The following is a 17741-nucleotide window of genomic DNA, read 5'->3' as shown; positions in this document are numbered from 1 at the left end:
GGGCGCACCTACCACGCGGTGAATACCCCGCCCTACCCGCTGCCGGCCAACAAGACCCGCACGGTAATCCGCACCCAGAGCCATAAGTCGGAAGGCTTTAACGAACTGCGCTTTGAGGACGCCACCGGCGAAGAGCAGATCTGGCTGCATGCCCAGAAAGACCTGGAGCTGCTCACCCTTAACGACCGCACCGAGGAGATCCGTCGGGACAGCCACCTCAAGCTGCACCGCAACCGCTTGAGCGAAATCCATAACGACGACCACCTTACCGTACACGGCAAGCGCTACACCCAGATCAAGGGCGATGACCACCTCCAGGTCGATCAGACCCGCCATGAGGTGTACGGTGAAGCCCAACTGGTCGAGACCGGCCGCGAGCTGCACCACAAGGCGGGCAGCCAGATCGTGTTGGAGGCCGGTAGTGAGATCACCCTTAAAGCCGGGGGTAGCTTTATCAAGCTCGACCCCGGCGGCGTGACCATTGTCGGCCCCCAGGTCAAGATCAACTCCGGCGGTAGCCCCGGGCGCGGCCAGGGCCACGCCATTGTACTGCCCCGCTTACCCGGGGAGGCCGAGCCTGAGGAGAGCGAGGACGTCACCCTCGAACCGCACCAGACACCGCTGCTGAGCAGTGAGATTGCCGCGGCGACCCCGTTGGCGCTGGACGATATCGATATCACCGATGGCCTGGCCGACGACTGCAGTGCCTGCCAACCCGCGGTGGGTAGCCCGGTTAATCCACTCTTGGGCGCCAAGCTGCTGCCCGCGGAGACCGATTTTGCCCTCCCGGCGCCACGGCCCTTTGTGTTTAGCCGGGGTTATCTCTCCAGCAATGGGCGGAGTGGGGTACTCGGCCAGGGCTGGTCGATACCCGGCGAAAGCCTCGCCATCACCCTCAGCGACGACGCCTGTACCGTCCATGATGCTCAAGGACGTCAAATTACCTTTGGGCCACTGGCCCCCGGCCAAGCGCGCTTCTCGCCTACTGAACAGCTGTGGATTCGTCGTGGAGGCGCCTCAGTCGATGAAGAGAGTAACGCGCCCCGCTGGCAAGCCCTGGATGAGACATTACGCAATGATCCCGAGCGCATCGTCCTGAGCGATGCCAGCGGCTTGTATTATGTCTTCGCGGATAATGCCGCTTCTGCGACAGAAAAAGCCACCACCGATGCCGGCCGCTGGCCCTTAATCGAAGAGCGCGACCGCAACGGCTATACCACCCAGTACCGCTGGGAAGGTGGCCTGCTGGTGCAGGTGATCGACAGCGCCCAGCGCCACTACCAGCTGGTTTACGATGGCCTGTTACCCGCCATGCAGGACGATAACGGCCAACGTTTAACCGGCGTTAAGCTGGTGCAGGCCCACGACGGTGAGTCGGCAGACAAGTGGCTGGTGCGCTATTCGTTTAGTCCCGCAGGCGACCTGATTGCGGTACGCCACCGTCACGGCGAGGTGGTGCGTGAGTTCGAGTGGCAGGATCACATGCTGACTGCCCACCGGGTACCCGGGGGCATGGAAGCCCACTACACCTGGGATCGCCACGCCCCGGATGGCCGCGTGGTGGGCCAGCAGGAAGCCGGTGGCTTAGCGCGGACGTACAGCTACCAAGTGGATCACACCCTGGTCACCGACAGCCTGGGCCGGGAGGAGCGCTACCACTTTGTGGGCAGTGGCCCCGGCCGCCGCTGGACGGCCCATACCCGCGCCGATGGCTCGCGCATTGAGTTTCGTTACGACCGTGCCGGACGTAAGATCGCCACCGTGGATCCGTTGGGTCATGAGACGCTGATTGAACGGGATGACCACGGGCAAGTGATTGCCCAGGTAACCCCAGACGGCACCCGCTGGGCCATCGAGCGCGATGCCCTGGGTCATCCGGTGAGTATCGAAGGCCCTGACGAGCAGCGCTGGCAGATACAGCGCAATGACCTCGGCCATCCGCTGGAAGTCACCGGGCCGGAAGGCACCACCACCTTCGCCTATGACCATGCCGACCTGCCCGACCGCCCTACCACCGTCACCGATGCGGTGGGTGCTACCCACCAACGCGAGTGGAACGCTCTGGGTCAGGTCAGCGCCCAGATCGACTGCTCACAGCAGCGTACCGAGTACGCCTACGACCGCCACGGTTATCTGGCCAGCGTGACGAATGCATTAGGTGAGACCACCCGCACCCAGCACGACGAGATGGGTCGGCGTATCGCCACCCAGCTTCCCGACGGGCTCTACTGGCACCACCATGTGGATTCTTTAGGGCGGCTGGTGGAGCTGGAAGGCCCCCAAGGGTTTCGGCAGCAGTTCTTCTTCGACGACCACGGCCGCCCGGTGCAGCGTATCGAGGCCGATGGCAGCCAGCAGTTTATCGCCTATGATGACATTGGCCGCCTAAGCGAACTCACCCTGGGCAACGGCGCAGTCTACCGCTTTGCTTATGACGAGATGGATCGCTTAGCCAACGAGACCGGCCCCGATGGCCGGGAGCAGCAGTACCGCTACGATGACGCCGGGCGACTGATCGAACGCATTGAGGCCAACCGCACAGGCCCGGATGGCCAGCCGCTGGTCACTCGTTACGACTATGACGAAGCCGGTCGTCTCACCGCCCGGCACTTGCCCGCCACCGAACACGCCCCGGCCAGCAGTGAAAAATATCAATGGGGCGCCAATGGTCAGCTACTCAGCGTCACCAACGATAATGGCGAGGTCAGCTTTAGCTACGACCACGCCCAGCGCTTAATCGGCGAACAGCAGCGCCATGCGGGCCTAGCAGGTGAGAGTGGCTGGCAGTGGCAGCACCAGCACACGCTCACCGCCAACGGCGCCCCCGAAGCCAGCCAGTTCGGCGACCTACCGGCGCTTAACTGGCACACCTACGGCAGCGGCCACCTGCATGGCCTAAGCGCCCCCGGCCTTGATCTGGAAATTGCTCTGGAGCCCGACGCCCTGCACCGGGAGACCCAGCGCCGTCTTAGCACCGGTGCCAATGCGCACAACCAGCCGCTAGTGCTGGAGCGCGGGTACACGAACCTGGGCCAGCTAGACCACCTCACGCTGCGCAGCCCGGACACCACTAGCCAGCAGGACTACCAATACGACGCCCTGGGCCGGATGAGCTTCCGCAGCCTGCAAGGCGATCCAGCAGAAAAAGTCATCGCCTACAGCTACGACGCTGCCGGACGCTTGATCGGCAGCCAACACGGCGATCATGCCCACCGCTACAGCGTGGACGCGGCGGGCAATCGGCTAGAAGGCCAACAAGCCCTATCTGATAATCGATTGGGGCAACTCAACGGCACCCGCTACCGCTACGACGGGGCCGGTAACCTGACCGAACGCCAACAGCCCAACGGCGAACGTTTAACCCTGGGCTATGACGGCGCGAATCGCCTAGTGCAGCTGATCCACGCCAGCGAGCTGGGGGCGACCCGCGAGGCCACTTACCGTTACGACGGCCTGGGCAGGCGGATCAGCAAAACCGTGCGCCACACCAACGGCACCACCGCCACCACCCACTACGGCTGGGACGGTGATCGCATCGTCCGCGAAGAGACGGACAATCAGCGCACCACGGTGATCTACGAGCCGGGCAGTTTTGTGCCCATGCTGCGTATTGATGATACTGAACAAGGCCAAGTGCTCAGCGCCTATATCACCGATGCCCTAGGCACCCCGATGCAACTGGTCACCCCCAACGGCCAACCCCGCTGGCTGGCCGAACCCGACGACTGGGCGGCAGTCAAAAACCAACGCGCCGTGCGCAATGTCACCCAACCAATCCGGTTCCTGGGTCAATGGCACGATGAAGAAAGCGGGCTTTACTACAACCGCTACCGCTATTACGACCCGCAGCAAGGACGATATATTAGCCAGGATCCGATTGGATTAAGAGGCGGCACGAACATGTATGGTTACGTGACCAATCCGATCAGCATGGTGGATCCGCTGGGGTTGAGTGGATTTTTAGGTGCTGACTTTAGCTCTCTTCGATCCGGAGGTGCACTAAGGCCAGGAACAATAGGGCAATGTTCTCTTGAGACTGTTGTTGTTGATAATACAGAAGAAGCTTGGGCTCATTATAAAAATGGATATGGGCAGGAAGTAGCATTAGGCCCAAATACTAAAGAAGCTTTGAGAAATCATCCGTTGGTTCAACGTCAATCTGAAGCTTTAAAAAATGGTACAGCAAAATATGATAACGGCAACTTAAGTGCAGATATGACTTTTGATGTTTTCCACGTTGGTAGAACTCGAGTCGACTTCAAACAAGAATGTGGTTCGACAACTTGTACGACTACGTTTACAGGTTTTGCTGGCGATGGCTTTTGGGATGCGAATGAATTAGCACCATGGACTCATGATGGCCCCGGTTCGGGTGGTGAATTTTCAGGTGGCACTACCTATCCTTATAAACCATATGTATGGGTAGAGACTTACCCAACCCCCAATAAGTAAACAGGCTGCTGACATGGAATTTCTTGACTTTTATCGTTCTTATTGGTTTCCTTTTTTCAATATTTCAATTATATTTTTGATTACAGTAGGGTTGCTAATTCTCTCTAAGAGAAAATGGCCAACTCATCATTCTCTTAGCGCATCAATTTTAATACTTATATTTGTTGTGTTTTTTTTATCAATTGAATTTTATACAATTGATCTTTATTTTGTTAAGAAACTAGAGAGTTTTGATTTGGATGGTAACGGAGTATTTTCGGCTAATGAAAGAACAGACCAGCAAAAAAAATACTTTAATATTGTCATATATGATGCAGGTAGGTTCTTGGCACCTTTCTTTATTGCTTTTCTCTCGATAGGGTATTCGATTTTCGTTTTTTTAAGTGTTAAGTTATTTTATCTTATTAAAAAATAATAAGATATTGTTAAAGAGGGTAGGCACATGCTGGCTTTCTCGGCGGTAGCGTTGTAGTAGCCATAGTATTCTTATCACAATGACACGCGCCATCAACGCTCCCGGTCCTGACCTGGGAATCGCCCTGAATCCCGATGCCCTGCATCACGAGACCCAACGCCGTCTCAACAGCGGGGATCAAGCCCAACCATTAATACTGGAGCGGGGTTACACCAACCTCGGCCAGCTGGATCACCTTACCCTGCGCGGTGCTAACAGCGCCGCCAGTGAACAGCAGTACCAATACGACGCCCTGGGGAGAATGAGCTTCCGTGTGCTGCAAGGCGATCAAGCATCAAAAGTCATGCACCACGGTGTTGTATGAACCGGGTAGTTTTGTGCCCATACTCTGAATCGATGACACCCAACAAGGCCAAGTCCTCAGCGCCTACGTCACCGCCCCCCCTGGGTACGCCGATGCAGTTAGTCACCCCCAACGGCCAACCCCGCTGGCTCACCGAACCCGACGACTGGGCCGCGGTCAAAACCAACGCGCCGTGCGCAACGTCACCCAACCGATCCGGCTCCAAGGCCAGTGGCACGACGAAGAGAGCGGCCTCTACTACAACCGCCACCGTTACTACGACCCGCAGCAAGGCAGGTATATTAGCCAGGATCCGATTGGGTTAAGAGGCGGTACGAATTTGTATGGCTATGTGGCGAATCCGACGGGGATGGTGGATCCGCTGGGGTTGCATGGTTTTTTAGGTGCTGACTTTAGCAATCTTACGAGCTCAACCACATCCTGCTCACAAGCAGGTGTACCGAAAAGGTTTCAGGATATTCTTGAACAAGGGAATATTGATTTTTGTGCTAACATTTCTGAAGCTGAAAACATGTCTTTTAAAGATTGGGTGGCAGCAGTTCAAACAAATGGTAAATGGGATTATAAAAACGAGCTAAATGATCTAGGTATTGACTCAAACCTCCTGGATGACTTCGGAAATTATCATTTTGGTGCTGTTGCGGGCGCTTATGGCTTTAACTTAGAAAGTAGTATGTACGGTGCAGGAGCAAATCAGGTTATCAGGCAAGGTGGAGGAACACCTAGTGACTTAGCTGCAGCTACTGGCTTAATGAGGATTACGACAGGCGGTTATTTATTTCCAGACTTTGCGACAAAAATTATGACAAATTCTGGTTTCACTTGGGGAGATAACCCAGGAGATTCTGTGAACATAATGAATGGCTGGGAGTATTACAATGAATGCAAATAATATTATGTTTTATTTTATTTTTCTATTCTCTGGGATATTATTGGGCTGTGATGCTGAAAACTTTAGTACCTTTGACACCATGCCTCCTGATGAAGATATTGAAATTCTTTTCGCAAATAAAAACGACTCTATCAAACAATTAGTTGAGTTTTGCAAATCAAATCCTAGCGTTAAATGGCTTGGAACTGAATCAACTGGTATAGACCTTTCTACCGTACTGGCTTTCAAACCGGAAAATACTAATATAAGTGAGGCAAGGAGAGCATTTACAGATATCGGAGGGGAAGCCCTTATGTGTACTAGGGACTGGAGCCAACAAGATTTCCCCTTAGTTTCGGTAACTTTACCCTTGTATAGTTCTGGACTTTCAGTTTCAGGAGTTAGTAAAGGCATTAAATTCATCCCCATTGTTAGTAACAATGTGAGGGCTAGGGTTAAAAGCGGCGAATTGAAAAAGCTAGGAGAGGACGGTTGGTATATTTACTTATCGGAGACTTAATCTGAATGAAAAGCTCCTGAGCTGAACCTATAACCGTAACATGGCTGACCTAACTCGCCACCGCACCGAGGTAGGGAAGTTAACTAGCAGGATTCCTTGACGTTAGCGTTGCAGAAGCATTGTCGTCTGATTCTGGACTCATAGGATAACTGCAGGATCACACGGTAGAAACAGGAGCGCCTTCACCGGTACCCTTATCGGCGCCGCCGGGTATCGCTTAGAATCTAAAGATAATCAGAAGGCGCTGCCTGACAACCGACTCACTCAGCTTAACGGTACCCGCTACCGCTACGATGGTGCCGGCAACCTGGTCGAACGCCAACAGCCCAACGGCGAACGCCTAACGCTTGGCTACGACGGCGCCAACCGCTTAGTGCACCTGATCCACGCCAGCGAGCTGGGGGCGACCCGCGAAGCCACCTACCGCTACGACGGCCTGGGAAGACGCATCAGCAAAACCGTGCGCAACCCCAACGGCACCACCGCCACCACCTACTACGGCTGGGACGGTGATCGCATCGTCCGCGAAGAAACCGAGAACCAGCGCACTACGGTGGTTTACGAGCCGGGCAGTTTTGTGCCTATGCTGCGTATTGATGATACTGAACAAGGCCAAGTGCTCAGCGCCTATATCACCGACGTCCTGGGCACCCCGATGCAACTGGTCACTCCCAACGGCCAGCCCCGCTGGCTAGCCGAACCGGACGACTGGGCGGCGGTCAAAAACCAGCGCGCCGTGCGCAACGTCACCCAACCGATCCGGTTCCAGGGCCAGTGGCACGACGAAGAGAGCGGGCTCTATTACAACAGCCACCGGTACTACGACCCGCAGCAAGGACGTTATATTAGCCAGGATCCAATTGGTCTTAACGGCGGCACGAATTTGTATGGCTATGTGACGAATCCGATCAGCATGGTGGATCCGCTGGGGTTGAGTGGTGGGCCTTATGGGCTAGGCGGCGGCCCGTATTCACAGTCAAATCGCATTTCCAGATCTGTGGAACAAGCGGAAGACGCTTTTAGTACCAGACTTACCATACTCAAAGAAAGTATAACTAAAGCAGCTAATTATATGAACGGGTTAGTTAGAGGCTCATTAAGTTTTGGGAGAAACTACCTCGATATGCGGGAAGCCAATACCATTGGAGGCGACAAGTATTTCCATTGTAAGGCGAATTGTGAGGCCGCCCAAGGTGGCAATGGAGGGGGCAGCGCTGCAAAGTGCATAAGTGATACACGTGAGTGGTTTGATCAACATATAAAAGGCAATTCAGTATCATCTTCCGAAGATGATCAAGTGGCTAACCATCATGGCCGAAATAATGGGGCTGCAAATTCAACCGAAGATTGCAGTCAAATATGTGAGTTATTTAGACCTAATGGACTACCGTCTCAATATTAAGGTGTTTATGAATAAAATAATCGCTGTGATTGTAATACTACCACTTCTTTATGGCTGTGAATTTTGGGAAGTGGACAAATGTCTGGACAGAGGCGGAAAATGGAATTACGACGATGGAGTTTGCGAGTTTGAAGAGTCTGCAAAAAAGTCTGCATAACTACCTGCTAGGTAAGAGAAGGCACTTGTCATTTTTCATTGGCGATAGCGGCTGGACGCTTTATCACTATAATACGCACCATATGCGGCCACCTGCACAACTTAAGCGCCCCCGGTTTGGATCTGAAAATCACCCTGGAGCCCTATGCCCTGCACCAGGAGACCCAGCACCGCCTCAGGACAAGTGCCATCAGCCGCTGGTGCTAGAGCGCGCGTATAACCACCTCGGTGGGTTCGATCACCTCACCCCCGCCCCCCGCCAGCAGAGCTATCAATACGACGCTCTGGGCCGGATGAGCTTTCGCAGCTTGCAAGGCGACCCGGCTTCTAAGGTGATTGTTTAAAGTTACGACGCCGCCGTGCGCTTGATCGGCAGCCAACACAGCGACCAAGCCCATCGCTACTCGGTAGAAGGGTGTGCCCCCCCTAATAAATCAGCGCACCACAGCAAACCGCCATTTTTCTATGCCTTGTGCTCCTGATCAACCTCAGGCGGTGTCCAAATAGGCACATCCTGCCGTTGCGGCTCTGGCCAATCCTGCTGCATTGCGCTGTTCAACGACTCTTCCAGCTTCATAAATAGCTCACCGTAGCGGGGGCTGAAGCTGATGCCCTCTTCGATCTCTTTCCAGGCCTCAAACAATTCATCCTCATGGGCATCTTCGTTCTGTACAAAGGCCCAGGTCATCTGCTTAGCTCGCATAGGGTGCACGCCCATGGCAGTCAGTGCGTGCCCACCCAACTCCAGCGCTGAATGATAGGTTTCACTGATAACATCGTCGGCCCCTGCATCACGTAGTTGATAGCCATGACCACGGTCGAACGCACGGGCCAGCACCCACACTTGGGGGTAAGCATGCTTCACATGCTTAACCATCTGCACGGCACGCTCACGATCGTCTAACGCGATAACTAGTAACCTAGCGTGCTCAATCCCTGCGGTCTCAAGCAAGTCGGAGCGGCTGGCGTCACCAAAGTAGCTTTTGATATTAATTTTACGCAGGTTCTCGATCTGCTCGATCTCATGATCCAAAGCCACAATGGGAATGTTGTTGGCGCGCAGCAAGCGGCAGATTATTTGTCCAAACCGCCCTACCCCCGCAACGATAACCGGTGCCTGCTCCTCAATAGCATCGGCTTCGCGATCATCGTTTTTAGCGATAAGGTAGCGCGGCAGCACCAGCCGGTCATAGGCAATAAATAGCAACGGCGTTAAGAACATCGATAGCGCCACCACCAGTGAGAGAATCTGGGAGATATCAGTAGGAATCACGTTGTTTTGAACGCTATAGGTCAGCAGCACAAAGCCAAACTCACCGGCTTGGGCAAGGCTTAAAGTGAATAGCCAACCGTTGCTACCATGTACCCGAAATAGCAGCGCCAAGCCCAGCAGAATCAGACCTTTAACAACGATAACCGCCACGCCTAGCGATAACACCGCGCCCCACTCCGCCGCTAACACCGAGAAGTTGATGCCCGCTCCTACGGTAATAAAGAACAGCCCCAGTAGTAGTCCTTTGAAGGGCTCAATATTGGCTTCCAGCTCGTGCTTAAATTCACTGTTGGCGAGCACCACCCCCGCCAGGAAGGCACCCAGTGCGGGAGATAAATTGACCACACTCATCAGTGCGGCGATGCCAATCACCAGCATCAGCGCAGTAGCGGTAAATACTTCACGCAGGCCAGAGCCAATCACATAGCGAAACAGCAGCGGCATCAAATAGTAGCCAGCGGCAATAACGCTTGCGATAGCTGCCACGACCACTAAAGCGTGCGCCCAGCCGGGCAAGTGGGCTACCAGGCTTAAGCTGGCGTGGCCATCATCACCGCCCGCCCCCATCAACTCAGGCAGCGCTAGAAGCGGGATCAGCGCCAGCATGGGGATCACCGCAATATCCTGAAACAACAGCACCGAGAAAGCGCTGCGCCCACCCTCCGTTTTGGCGAGCCCCTTTTCATTCAGTGTTTGCAGCACAATCGCCGTAGAAGAGAGCGCGAAAATCAGTCCCACCGCCAGGGAGGTTTGCCACACCAGCCCCAGCCACCAGGCAATAGCGGTGCCAGCTGCAGCGGTTAGCACGACCTGAAGCCCACCCAGACCGATCAGACGAACCCGCATTGCCCACAGCCCTTTGGGGTCAAGCTCCATGCCTACCAAAAACAGCATCATCACTACGCCAAACTCGGCAAAGTGCTGAATGGTGGTGGTCTCCTGCCCCACCAGCCCCAGGATTGGGCCAATCACCACCCCGGCGACCAAGTAACCCAGTACCGACCCCAGGCCAAACCGCTTGGCAAGAGGTACGGCGATCACCGCGGCAACAAGATAAATAAAGGCTTGAATGAAATAACTGGTCATCGGGGCTCCTTAAATTGACAGGCGCTACTTGACTTCCCAGAGCAATCAGGTAGCGTACTAGTACGTTAGTACACCACTAATTACTCGGTAGCGAACTATGCCTTCAAACGGTCACTATCAGGCTGAGCTAATCGACCACCTACTCTCCATTGATTCACCTGAAGCAATGGATCGAGCGCTGGCGAGCCTGCTAACGCCTGCAGAGTACCAAGAAATCAGTAAACGCCTACAAATTTTTAAGCTGCTGCGTGAAGGCGTGCCCCACCGCAAAATTGCCGAAACCCTGGGCGTGGGAATCGCTACGGTTTCGCGGGGTTCCCGCGCGCTTACCACGTTACCCTCTTCAAGCCCTTCTTCACGGAATGATGCATCATGACCACTGCCAATACACATGCCTTATCAGGCCCGCAGCCTTTTACGCTGCCGCGCAAACCTCACTATGTGACCTTGGCGGCGGACTGCGACTTCTTTGCCCTGTTTCAGAAAATCGAGCGTCGGTTTGATACCTGCTACATGCTTGAGTCTTTGGGCGAAGATAGCCATATGGCGCGCCACTCGATTATCGGCTTCGACCCCGAGTACACGCTCTACGCCAATGGCAACACGCTGACCATTGAAGAACGTGGCGGCAATGCCAACCACTACACTAGCGACAACCCCTACGAACTGCTGCGTAGCCTGATCCCGCAGAATATTATTTCCCGCAAGTACGCCGGGGGGTTAAGCGGTTACCTTGGTTACGATGCCATGCAGTATTTCGAGCCATCGCTTACGTTAAAAGCCAACGATGATTTCGACACCTTCCGTTTTGGACTTTACAAAGATGGTCTCATCCTCGACAAGATGACCGGAGAAGTCACCTACTTCTATTACGACAACAGCCGCTACGAATTTCTGCAGACGCTAATTGATGCAGACGATGAACCAGCAGGCCCGCTGAAAATCACCGCCTTAGGCGACACCATGAGCCAGGCAGAACACGCCGAGGCGGTGGCCAAGGTGAAACAGGATATTATCGACGGCAAAGTGTTCCAGTGCGAAGTCGGCTTTAAAAAACGCTTTAGTATTAAAGGCGACGCTCTGGCGCTGTATGACCAGCTGCGCACCATCAACCCGTCGCCGCAAATGTACTACGTCAAATTCGGCGAGCAGAAGCTGATCGGCGCAAGCCCAGAGCTTTTGTTCCGGCTGCGCCAGGGCGAGATGGAGACCTTTCCGCTGGCGGGTACCACCACCCGGGGTCAGACGCCCCAAGAAGATACCCAGCTCGCCCGCGCGCTGCTTAACGATCCCAAAGAGATCGCCGAGCACAATATGATCGTGGATCTACACCGCAACGATATTGGCCGGGTAGCGCAGTTTGGCACGGTGAAAGTGCGCAGTTTGATGGATATCAAACGCTTTAGCCACGTGCAGCATATCTCCAGCGAGATCGTCGGCATCATCGCCGAAGGCGAAGATATGTTTACCGCGCTGGCCAGCAACTTCCCCGCGGGAACCCTCACCGGCGCCCCCAAAATCGAGGCGATGAAAATTATCGATGACCTGGAAACTGACGGTCGGGGCCCCTACGGCGGCGCAGTGGGCCAGTTCTCGTTTAACGGCGACTGCACCTTTGCGATTCCCATTCGTACCGTGTTTGTGAATGGTGAGCGTGCCTACGTGCAAACCTGCGGTGGCAATGTGTTTGATAGCAATGCCGACGATGAGTATGAGGAGATCCGCCGCAAGTTTGCCGGTACTCGCAAAGCCCTTACCCCCTTTATGGAGACGGACATGGAGAGCCAAGCATGAAGGTACTGATCATCGATAATTACGACTCCTTCACCTATAACCTTTACCAGTTTATTGGTGAGATTTTGACTACGGAGAAGAATCGCGGCGGGCTGACCAATTTTGAGATTGTCGTTAAGCGCAACAATCAAATCGATTTCAACGCCATCGAAGCCATGGCACCAGATCGTATTATCATCTCCCCCGGCCCCGGCTCGCCAGATGACCCGCGCTACTTTGGTGTGTGTGCAGAAGTGATCGAAAAACTGGGCAAAACCACGCCGCTGCTGGGAGTATGCCTGGGCATGCAGGGCATCGTGCACGTGTTTGGCGGCAAGGTAGTCAAAGCGCCGCTGCCGATGCATGGCAAGATCAGCCCGATCAACCACAATAACGCCTCGGTGTTTAACGGCGTGCCTGACCAGCTTGAAGTGATGCGCTACCACTCGCTAATTGCCGATGCGATCACCCTGCCCGAGTGCCTGGAAGTGACCGCCACCGTAGGCGCACTTGCAGCCGATAGCTTTGAGCAGCGCAGCCGTTGGCTGGCACTGGGTGAATTCGAACTGATGGGGGTTAAACATCGGGAGTACCCGATTCACGGCATCCAGTTTCACCCAGAATCGTTTGCCACCGAAGGCGGCAAAGAGCTGATCGCTAATTTTCTTTTCGCGCACGGCAATCACGCCAGAGCGTAGGCACCAAGTATAGGGTGGCTAAACGGGTGGCTAAATGAGACTCAATGAAACCGTTAGCCACCCTAGACAGGCCAGATTTACGACAACCGTCAGCCAGAACGTAACTTGAAAGGCGGTTTTCTGGGTTTTATGCCTCAGTTGCTGTTGGGCCAGTAGCGCACCCGGCCAGCCACCCACTACCCCAAGCAGATGTAGCGACTTTTCACTCACCCGACGGCGGTTTTTAATAGCCGCCTTTTTGTCGATAGCGTAAGTGATATAAGCGATAACGCTCACTACAGCGTAAAAGGCGACGATTGGGATCACAGTGAAGACTCTTGAATGATGGGGAGTTACTTGCGCCGCTGGGAAGGCTTTCCGACCGCCGCTGGCTTACCGCGGCCTTTACCAACGGGCTTACCTTTAGCTCCAGGCTTGCTTTTAGCACCAAGCTTGCCGGGGGCTTTGCTGCCCTTGGAGTGCGGCTTGCCTAACGTACTGCCTTTCGGGCCGGTACCTGTTTTTCCACTGACTTTTCCGCTGGCGGCTTTTTTACCCTTGACGGATGGTTTAGCCCCGGCGGCTTTGGCACCAGCCGCCTTCGCGCCTGCTTTGGCCGGGCGCCCTTTTGCGGTAGGCGGTTTTGCCTTTCCTGCGCCTGAGCTGTAGTTGGGCCTTTCCGGTTTAGCTTTACTTTTCTTTTCTGGTGCCGCCTCTGAGCGTTCGGTCAGCGCGATAATGGTATCGATCTCTTTGGCAGTGAGATCGCGCCAGTCGCCCAGGGCTAAGCCTTTTAGCGGCACATTCATAATGCGCGTGCGAATCAGTTGGGTAACCTCGTAGCCGAAGTATTCACACATACGACGAATTTGCCGATTGAGCCCCTGCACCAAGGTGATGGTGAATACGAAGGTGGACTCTTTTTTTACCTTGCAGCGCTTGGTCACCTTGCCAAGAATCGGCACGCCGCTCTGCATGCCGTCAATAAACTCGTCGGTGATCGGCTTGTTCACCGTCACCTGGTACTCTTTTTCGTGGTTGTTATTGGCGCGCAGAATCTTATTAACCAGATCGCCGTTATTGGTTAAAAAAATCAGCCCTTGGGAGTCTTTATCGAGCCGTCCAATGGGGAAAATACGCACGCCATGCTTCACAAACTCAACGATATTATCCTTTTCGCTGGACTCGGTGGTGCTGACAATGCCCACCGGTTTGTTCAGCGCGATCAGCACCAGATCCTCCTCTTCTTGAGGCTCGATCTCCTGGCCGTTTACTTTAACCAAGTCCCCCGCCACCACTTGATCACCGGTGGTCGCGCGGCGACCGTTTATCCACACGTTGCCCTGCTCCACAAAGCGGTCGGCTTCACGGCGAGAGCACATCCCGCTCTCGCTAATATATTTATTGATACGGGTAGTTTTTCGAAACGACATAAAACGCCATGTGGCTATAAGAGGATAAGCAAACAGTTAAAAAGAGGAGCCGGGCTCCTTTAAGAAGGCCAACTCCTCGTCGGTAGAGCCCCGCTCCAACAGTGCGTTGCGGTGCGGGTAGCGCCCAAAACGATCAATAATCGCCTTGTGGCGCACTTCAAAGTCGTAGTTATTCTCTAACCCCGGCTGGTCAAACAGCTGCATCGCCAGCTCATGAATGGCCGCGGATTCGCTATGCATATAGGGCATATACAAAAACGCACGCTGCTCGCTGGTTAGTTCTGCGTCTGCCCCAGCGGCTACCGCCTCTTGAGCTAGCGCCAGCGCTAAGGGATCAGTGGCAAAGGCGCGAGCGTCATCGCGATAGATATTGCGCGAGAACTGATCCAGCACAATGATCTCCGCAAGCCGCCCTTGCGGCGTTTGACGCCATGCGTAACATTCGCACCGCGCGGCTTGGGCATGCAGTGCGCCAAACCGCTGCGAGATTGTACGATCCAACTCAGCGTCTTTTTTAAACCACTGAGCAGGCGTCAAGGCTTCAAACCAAAAGTCGAGTACCGCTTGAGCATCTGAGGACATTGACGCCTCTCTGTTGTAATAGAACGTTGTAGTAAAACGTTACGGTTAAAAATCACGGTAAAAAATCGTGTTAAAACAGCCTAGCCGGTGTTGCGCAGACCTGCCGCTATGCCCGCCATAGTGACCATCAACGCCCGGGAAAGATCGGCGCTGATCGCCCCATCGGCGTCGCGATTACGCTGCAGCAACTCCGCCTGCAAACCGTGCAGCGGATCGATGTAGGGGTTGCGAACATCGATCGCCTGGCGAATCAGCGGCGTGTTTTCCAATAGCTTCTCTTGCTGAAGAATATCCAGCACTGCTTCTTCCAACGACGCGAAGCGCTGGCGTAACTTTTTACCCAACGCCTTCAGTGAGGGCTCGTCGACCAAGCGATGCTCGTAGTAAGCGGCAATGGCGACATCGGCTTTGGCCAGCAGCATCTCCAGCATGTCCAGATAGGTGCCAAAGAAAGGCCACTCGTTGCGCATCTCCTGTAGCACATCGCGCCCACCGGGCTGCTCTAAGCGCCGCGCAAAGGCTTCGCCGCTGCCCAGCCACGCGGGTAGCATCAGGCGAATCTGTGTCCAGGCGAAAATCCATGGAATGGCGCGCAGGGTTTCGACCCCACCATCCTGACGCCGCTTGGTGGGGCGTGAGCCCAACGGCAGCCTACCCAAGGCGCCTTCCGGTGTGACCGCGCGGAAATAGGGCACGAAGTCTGGGTCTTCACGCACGACGCCCACATAGGCACCATGCGCTACCTTGGCGAGCTGATCCATCTCTTCACGCCAGTGCGGTTCCGGTGCACGCGGTGGCAACAGCGTGGCTTCCAGCACTGCACAGGCATAGATCTCCATGGAGCGCAGGGCAATATCAGGTTGACCAAACTTGAAGCGAATCATCTCGCCCTGCTCAGTCACCCGCAGACTGCCGTTTACCGAGCCTGGAGGTTGGGAGAGTATCGCCGCATGGGCCGGGCCGCCACCACGACCAACGGTGCCGCCACGGCCGTGGAACAGGGTTAAATCGACGCCGTGCCGGTTACACACATTCACCAGCGACTCTTGAGCACGGTACTGCGCCCAGGCAGCGGCCAGCTGGCCGGCATCTTTTGCCGAGTCGGAGTAGCCGATCATGACCTCCTGACGGTCATCGATCAGCGAACGGTAGCCCGGTATCGCCAGCAGTTGATCCACCACATCGCCTGCGTGATCCAGGTCGTTAAGGGTTTCAAACAGCGGTGCAATAGGTAGCGTTACCTGCCCCCCGACCTCTTTCATCAGCAGTGCTACGGTGAGCACGTCCGAGGGTTCAGCGGCCATGGAAATGATGTAAGTTCCCAGCGCTTCGGAGTGCTCCTGGGCGATAACTTTGAAGGTATCCAGCACTTCGCGGGACTCGGCGGAGCACTCCCAGCGGCGCGGAATCAGCGGGCGACGTGAGGCCAGCTCCTCAAGCAGAAATTCCTGACGTTTGGCTTCGTCCCACTCCTGGTAGTGACCCAGGCCAAGGGAGCTTGTTAGCTCTTCAATGACCTGGGCATGGCGACTGGCTTCCTGACGTAGGTCAAGCTTGGTCAGCGTAACGCCAAACACCGCTACTCGGCGCAGCGTATCCAGCAGCGCGCCGTTAGCGATGGTGTCGAGGCCCACATCACACAACGAACGGTAGCAGGCGAGCAGCGGTGAGTAGAGCTGATCGCGGGTTTCAATAATCGGCCCGCCGTCGTAGTTGCGCCCTTCCAGTTCGGCCTTGGCCCAATCCCGGGTCGACTCCACCTTAGCCAGTAGACGTTTCAACACTTCGCGATAAGGCTCTGCTACATCACCCGCCTCGGCTTTGAGCGCGCTATTGGCCTTCCACATGGAGAGTTCGGTTTTGAGCTGTTCAAGATCGCGCAAATAGAGGTCGGCGGCCATCCAGCGGCCAAGCAGCAACACTTCACGGGTCACTCGGGCGGTCACGTTGGGGTTGCCGTCGCGGTCGCCGCCCATCCAGGAGGCGTAGCGTATCGGTGCGGCGTCCAGGGGCAGGCGTTCACCGGCGGTATCCAGCAGCAGGTTATCCAAATCTCTATGGAAATCTGGTACCGCCTGCCACAGCGAATTTTCAATCACCGCAAAGCCCCACTTGGCTTCGTCCACCGGGGTGGGCCGCTCGTGGCGGATCTCATCGGTGTGCCACGCCTGGCTAATCAGCTCTTCCAGGCGCCCCTGAGCGCGGGTGCCACGCTCCGGGTAATCCTCGGAGCTCTCAATAGCGGTTAAGCACTCATCGATGGCATCATATTTTTGGATCAAGGTGCGGCGGATAACTTCGGTGGGGTGCGCGGTTAGCACCAGCTCAACGCGCATATTGGCGAGGGTCTCGACCAGTTTACGCGGTGAGTTGCCCGCCTGCTCGGCACGCGCAAACAGTTCCCCCAGTACCGGCTGGGAGCCGGGCTTGTAGTCCTCGACCCGGCGAAAGCGCGCCCGATAGTGCTGTTCGGCAATGTTCGCGAGGTTTAAGAACTGGTTAAACGCCCGGGTGACCGGCAGCAGATCCTGCTCGGGAAGCTCACGCAGGTACTCGATCAGTTCGCGCTGCTGCAGCGAGTCGCCTTGCCGCCCGCGTTTGGCATGGGCGCGAATGGTTTCAATTTTATCGACAAATGCTTGGCCCAAATCGTCGGCAATGGTTCGCCCCAGGCTGTCGCCCAGAATACGCACGTTATCGCGCAGAGATTCGTGTAGGTCGTGACTCATTGGCATGG

Annotated in this window: 15 protein-coding genes; 10 read left to right on the top strand and 5 right to left on the bottom strand. The window is 55.4% G+C overall.

From position 1 onward, the window contains the following. The 7 genes from ACW17M_RS04335 to ACW17M_RS04305 form a co-directional block, all read left to right on the top strand. Positions 1 to 4452: bacteriophage T4 gp5 trimerisation domain-containing protein (locus ACW17M_RS04335; protein WP_457546979.1), on the top strand; the 4452-nt coding region annotated here is incomplete at its 5' end. A 13-nt stretch (positions 4453 to 4465) separates the two neighbouring features. Next, positions 4466 to 4867 carry a hypothetical protein gene (locus ACW17M_RS04330; protein WP_027959147.1) on the top strand — a complete coding sequence of 134 codons (402 nt, stop codon included), beginning with the start codon at positions 4466 to 4468 and terminating at the stop codon, positions 4865 to 4867. Between the two features lie 79 nt (positions 4868 to 4946). Continuing rightward, complete coding sequence (locus tag ACW17M_RS04325; RefSeq protein ID WP_027959146.1) at positions 4947 to 5231, top strand: hypothetical protein; 285 nt, start codon at positions 4947 to 4949, stop codon at positions 5229 to 5231. Positions 5232 to 5403: 172 nt separating this feature from the next. Then, a complete protein-coding gene (locus ACW17M_RS04320) occupies positions 5404 to 6123 on the top strand; it encodes an RHS repeat-associated core domain-containing protein (RefSeq protein WP_269318611.1) in 720 nt (239 codons plus the stop codon). Beyond that, positions 6110 to 6622 carry a hypothetical protein gene (locus ACW17M_RS04315; RefSeq protein ID WP_027959145.1) on the top strand — a complete coding sequence of 171 codons (513 nt, stop codon included), beginning with the start codon at positions 6110 to 6112 and terminating at the stop codon, positions 6620 to 6622. Before ACW17M_RS04320 ends, ACW17M_RS04315 begins: the two co-directional genes overlap by 14 nt. A 373-nt stretch (positions 6623 to 6995) precedes the next feature. Beyond that, positions 6996 to 8024, top strand: a complete 1029-nt coding sequence (locus ACW17M_RS04310) for an RHS repeat-associated core domain-containing protein (RefSeq protein ID WP_051430532.1) — start codon at positions 6996 to 6998, stop codon at positions 8022 to 8024. A gap of 182 nt (positions 8025 to 8206) precedes the next feature. Then, the gene (locus ACW17M_RS04305; protein WP_155705801.1) at positions 8207 to 8524 is read left to right on the top strand and encodes a hypothetical protein; all 318 of its coding nucleotides are present in this window, start codon (positions 8207 to 8209) and stop codon (positions 8522 to 8524) included. Positions 8525 to 8643: 119 nt separating this feature from the next. Here ACW17M_RS04305 and ACW17M_RS04300 read toward each other — a convergent pair whose 3' ends face one another. Next, a complete protein-coding gene (locus ACW17M_RS04300) occupies positions 8644 to 10539 on the bottom strand; it encodes a monovalent cation:proton antiporter-2 (CPA2) family protein (RefSeq protein ID WP_027959143.1) in 1896 nt (631 codons plus the stop codon). 97 nt (positions 10540 to 10636) lie between these two features. On the opposite strand from ACW17M_RS04300, the gene ACW17M_RS04295 reads away from it, so the two are divergent. The 3 genes from ACW17M_RS04295 to ACW17M_RS04285 are packed head-to-tail and all read left to right on the top strand — an operon-like array spanning position 10637 to position 13010. Beyond that, the gene (locus ACW17M_RS04295; protein WP_027959142.1) at positions 10637 to 10915 is read left to right on the top strand and encodes a Trp family transcriptional regulator; all 279 of its coding nucleotides are present in this window, start codon (positions 10637 to 10639) and stop codon (positions 10913 to 10915) included. After that, positions 10912 to 12333: an anthranilate synthase component I family protein gene (locus tag ACW17M_RS04290; RefSeq protein ID WP_027959141.1), complete on the top strand. Its 1422-nt coding sequence runs from the start codon at positions 10912 to 10914 to the stop codon at positions 12331 to 12333. Before ACW17M_RS04295 ends, ACW17M_RS04290 begins: the two co-directional genes overlap by 4 nt. After that, a complete protein-coding gene (locus ACW17M_RS04285; protein WP_027959140.1) occupies positions 12330 to 13010 on the top strand; it encodes an anthranilate synthase component II in 681 nt (226 codons plus the stop codon). Before ACW17M_RS04290 ends, ACW17M_RS04285 begins: the two co-directional genes overlap by 4 nt. A gap of 30 nt (positions 13011 to 13040) precedes the next feature. Here the strand turns inward: ACW17M_RS04285 and ACW17M_RS04280 are convergent, their stop codons facing one another. The 4 genes from ACW17M_RS04280 to ppc all read right to left on the bottom strand — a co-directional run bounded on the left by ACW17M_RS04280 (position 13041) and on the right by ppc (position 17733). Next, positions 13041 to 13316 (bottom strand): DUF1294 domain-containing protein, encoded by a 276-nt coding sequence (locus ACW17M_RS04280; RefSeq protein WP_022523829.1) that lies wholly within the window; start codon positions 13314 to 13316, stop codon positions 13041 to 13043. A gap of 26 nt (positions 13317 to 13342) precedes the next feature. Further along, the gene (gene rluF, locus ACW17M_RS04275) at positions 13343 to 14422 is read right to left on the bottom strand and encodes a 23S rRNA pseudouridine(2604) synthase RluF (protein ID WP_161463430.1); all 1080 of its coding nucleotides are present in this window, start codon (positions 14420 to 14422) and stop codon (positions 13343 to 13345) included. Positions 14423 to 14458: 36 nt separating this feature from the next. Then, on the bottom strand, positions 14459 to 15004 hold the full coding sequence (locus ACW17M_RS04270; RefSeq protein ID WP_027959138.1) for a DUF924 family protein: 546 nt from the start codon (positions 15002 to 15004) through the stop codon (positions 14459 to 14461). 80 nt (positions 15005 to 15084) lie between these two features. Then, on the bottom strand, positions 15085 to 17733 hold the full coding sequence (gene ppc / locus ACW17M_RS04265) for a phosphoenolpyruvate carboxylase (protein ID WP_027959137.1): 2649 nt from the start codon (positions 17731 to 17733) through the stop codon (positions 15085 to 15087). Positions 17734 to 17741: the final 8 nt, after the last annotated feature.

Source organism: Vreelandella sp. 2A-K22 (assembly GCF_054065485.1).
The sequence above is the reverse complement of the archived record's forward strand: the minus strand, read 5'-3'. Positions and strand labels throughout refer to the sequence as shown.

What these genes read in the sequence shown, in the direction of transcription:
- ACW17M_RS04330 (WP_027959147.1), top strand. Translation starts at nt 4,466, where the DNA reads ATGGAATTTCTTGACTTTTATCGTTCTTATTGGTTTCCTTTTTTCAAT.
- ACW17M_RS04325 (WP_027959146.1), top strand. Translation starts at nt 4,947, where the DNA reads ATGACACGCGCCATCAACGCTCCCGGTCCTGACCTGGGAATCGCCCTG.
- ACW17M_RS04315 (WP_027959145.1), top strand. Translation starts at nt 6,110, where the DNA reads ATGAATGCAAATAATATTATGTTTTATTTTATTTTTCTATTCTCTGGG.
- ACW17M_RS04300 (WP_027959143.1), bottom strand. Translation starts at nt 10,539, where the DNA reads ATGACCAGTTATTTCATTCAAGCCTTTATTTATCTTGTTGCCGCGGTG.
- ACW17M_RS04295 (WP_027959142.1), top strand. Translation starts at nt 10,637, where the DNA reads ATGCCTTCAAACGGTCACTATCAGGCTGAGCTAATCGACCACCTACTC.
- ACW17M_RS04290 (WP_027959141.1), top strand. Translation starts at nt 10,912, where the DNA reads ATGACCACTGCCAATACACATGCCTTATCAGGCCCGCAGCCTTTTACG.
- ACW17M_RS04285 (WP_027959140.1), top strand. Translation starts at nt 12,330, where the DNA reads ATGAAGGTACTGATCATCGATAATTACGACTCCTTCACCTATAACCTT.
- rluF (WP_161463430.1), bottom strand. Translation starts at nt 14,422, where the DNA reads ATGTCGTTTCGAAAAACTACCCGTATCAATAAATATATTAGCGAGAGC.
- ACW17M_RS04270 (WP_027959138.1), bottom strand. Translation starts at nt 15,004, where the DNA reads ATGTCCTCAGATGCTCAAGCGGTACTCGACTTTTGGTTTGAAGCCTTG.
- ppc (WP_027959137.1), bottom strand. Translation starts at nt 17,733, where the DNA reads ATGAGTCACGACCTACACGAATCTCTGCGCGATAACGTGCGTATTCTG.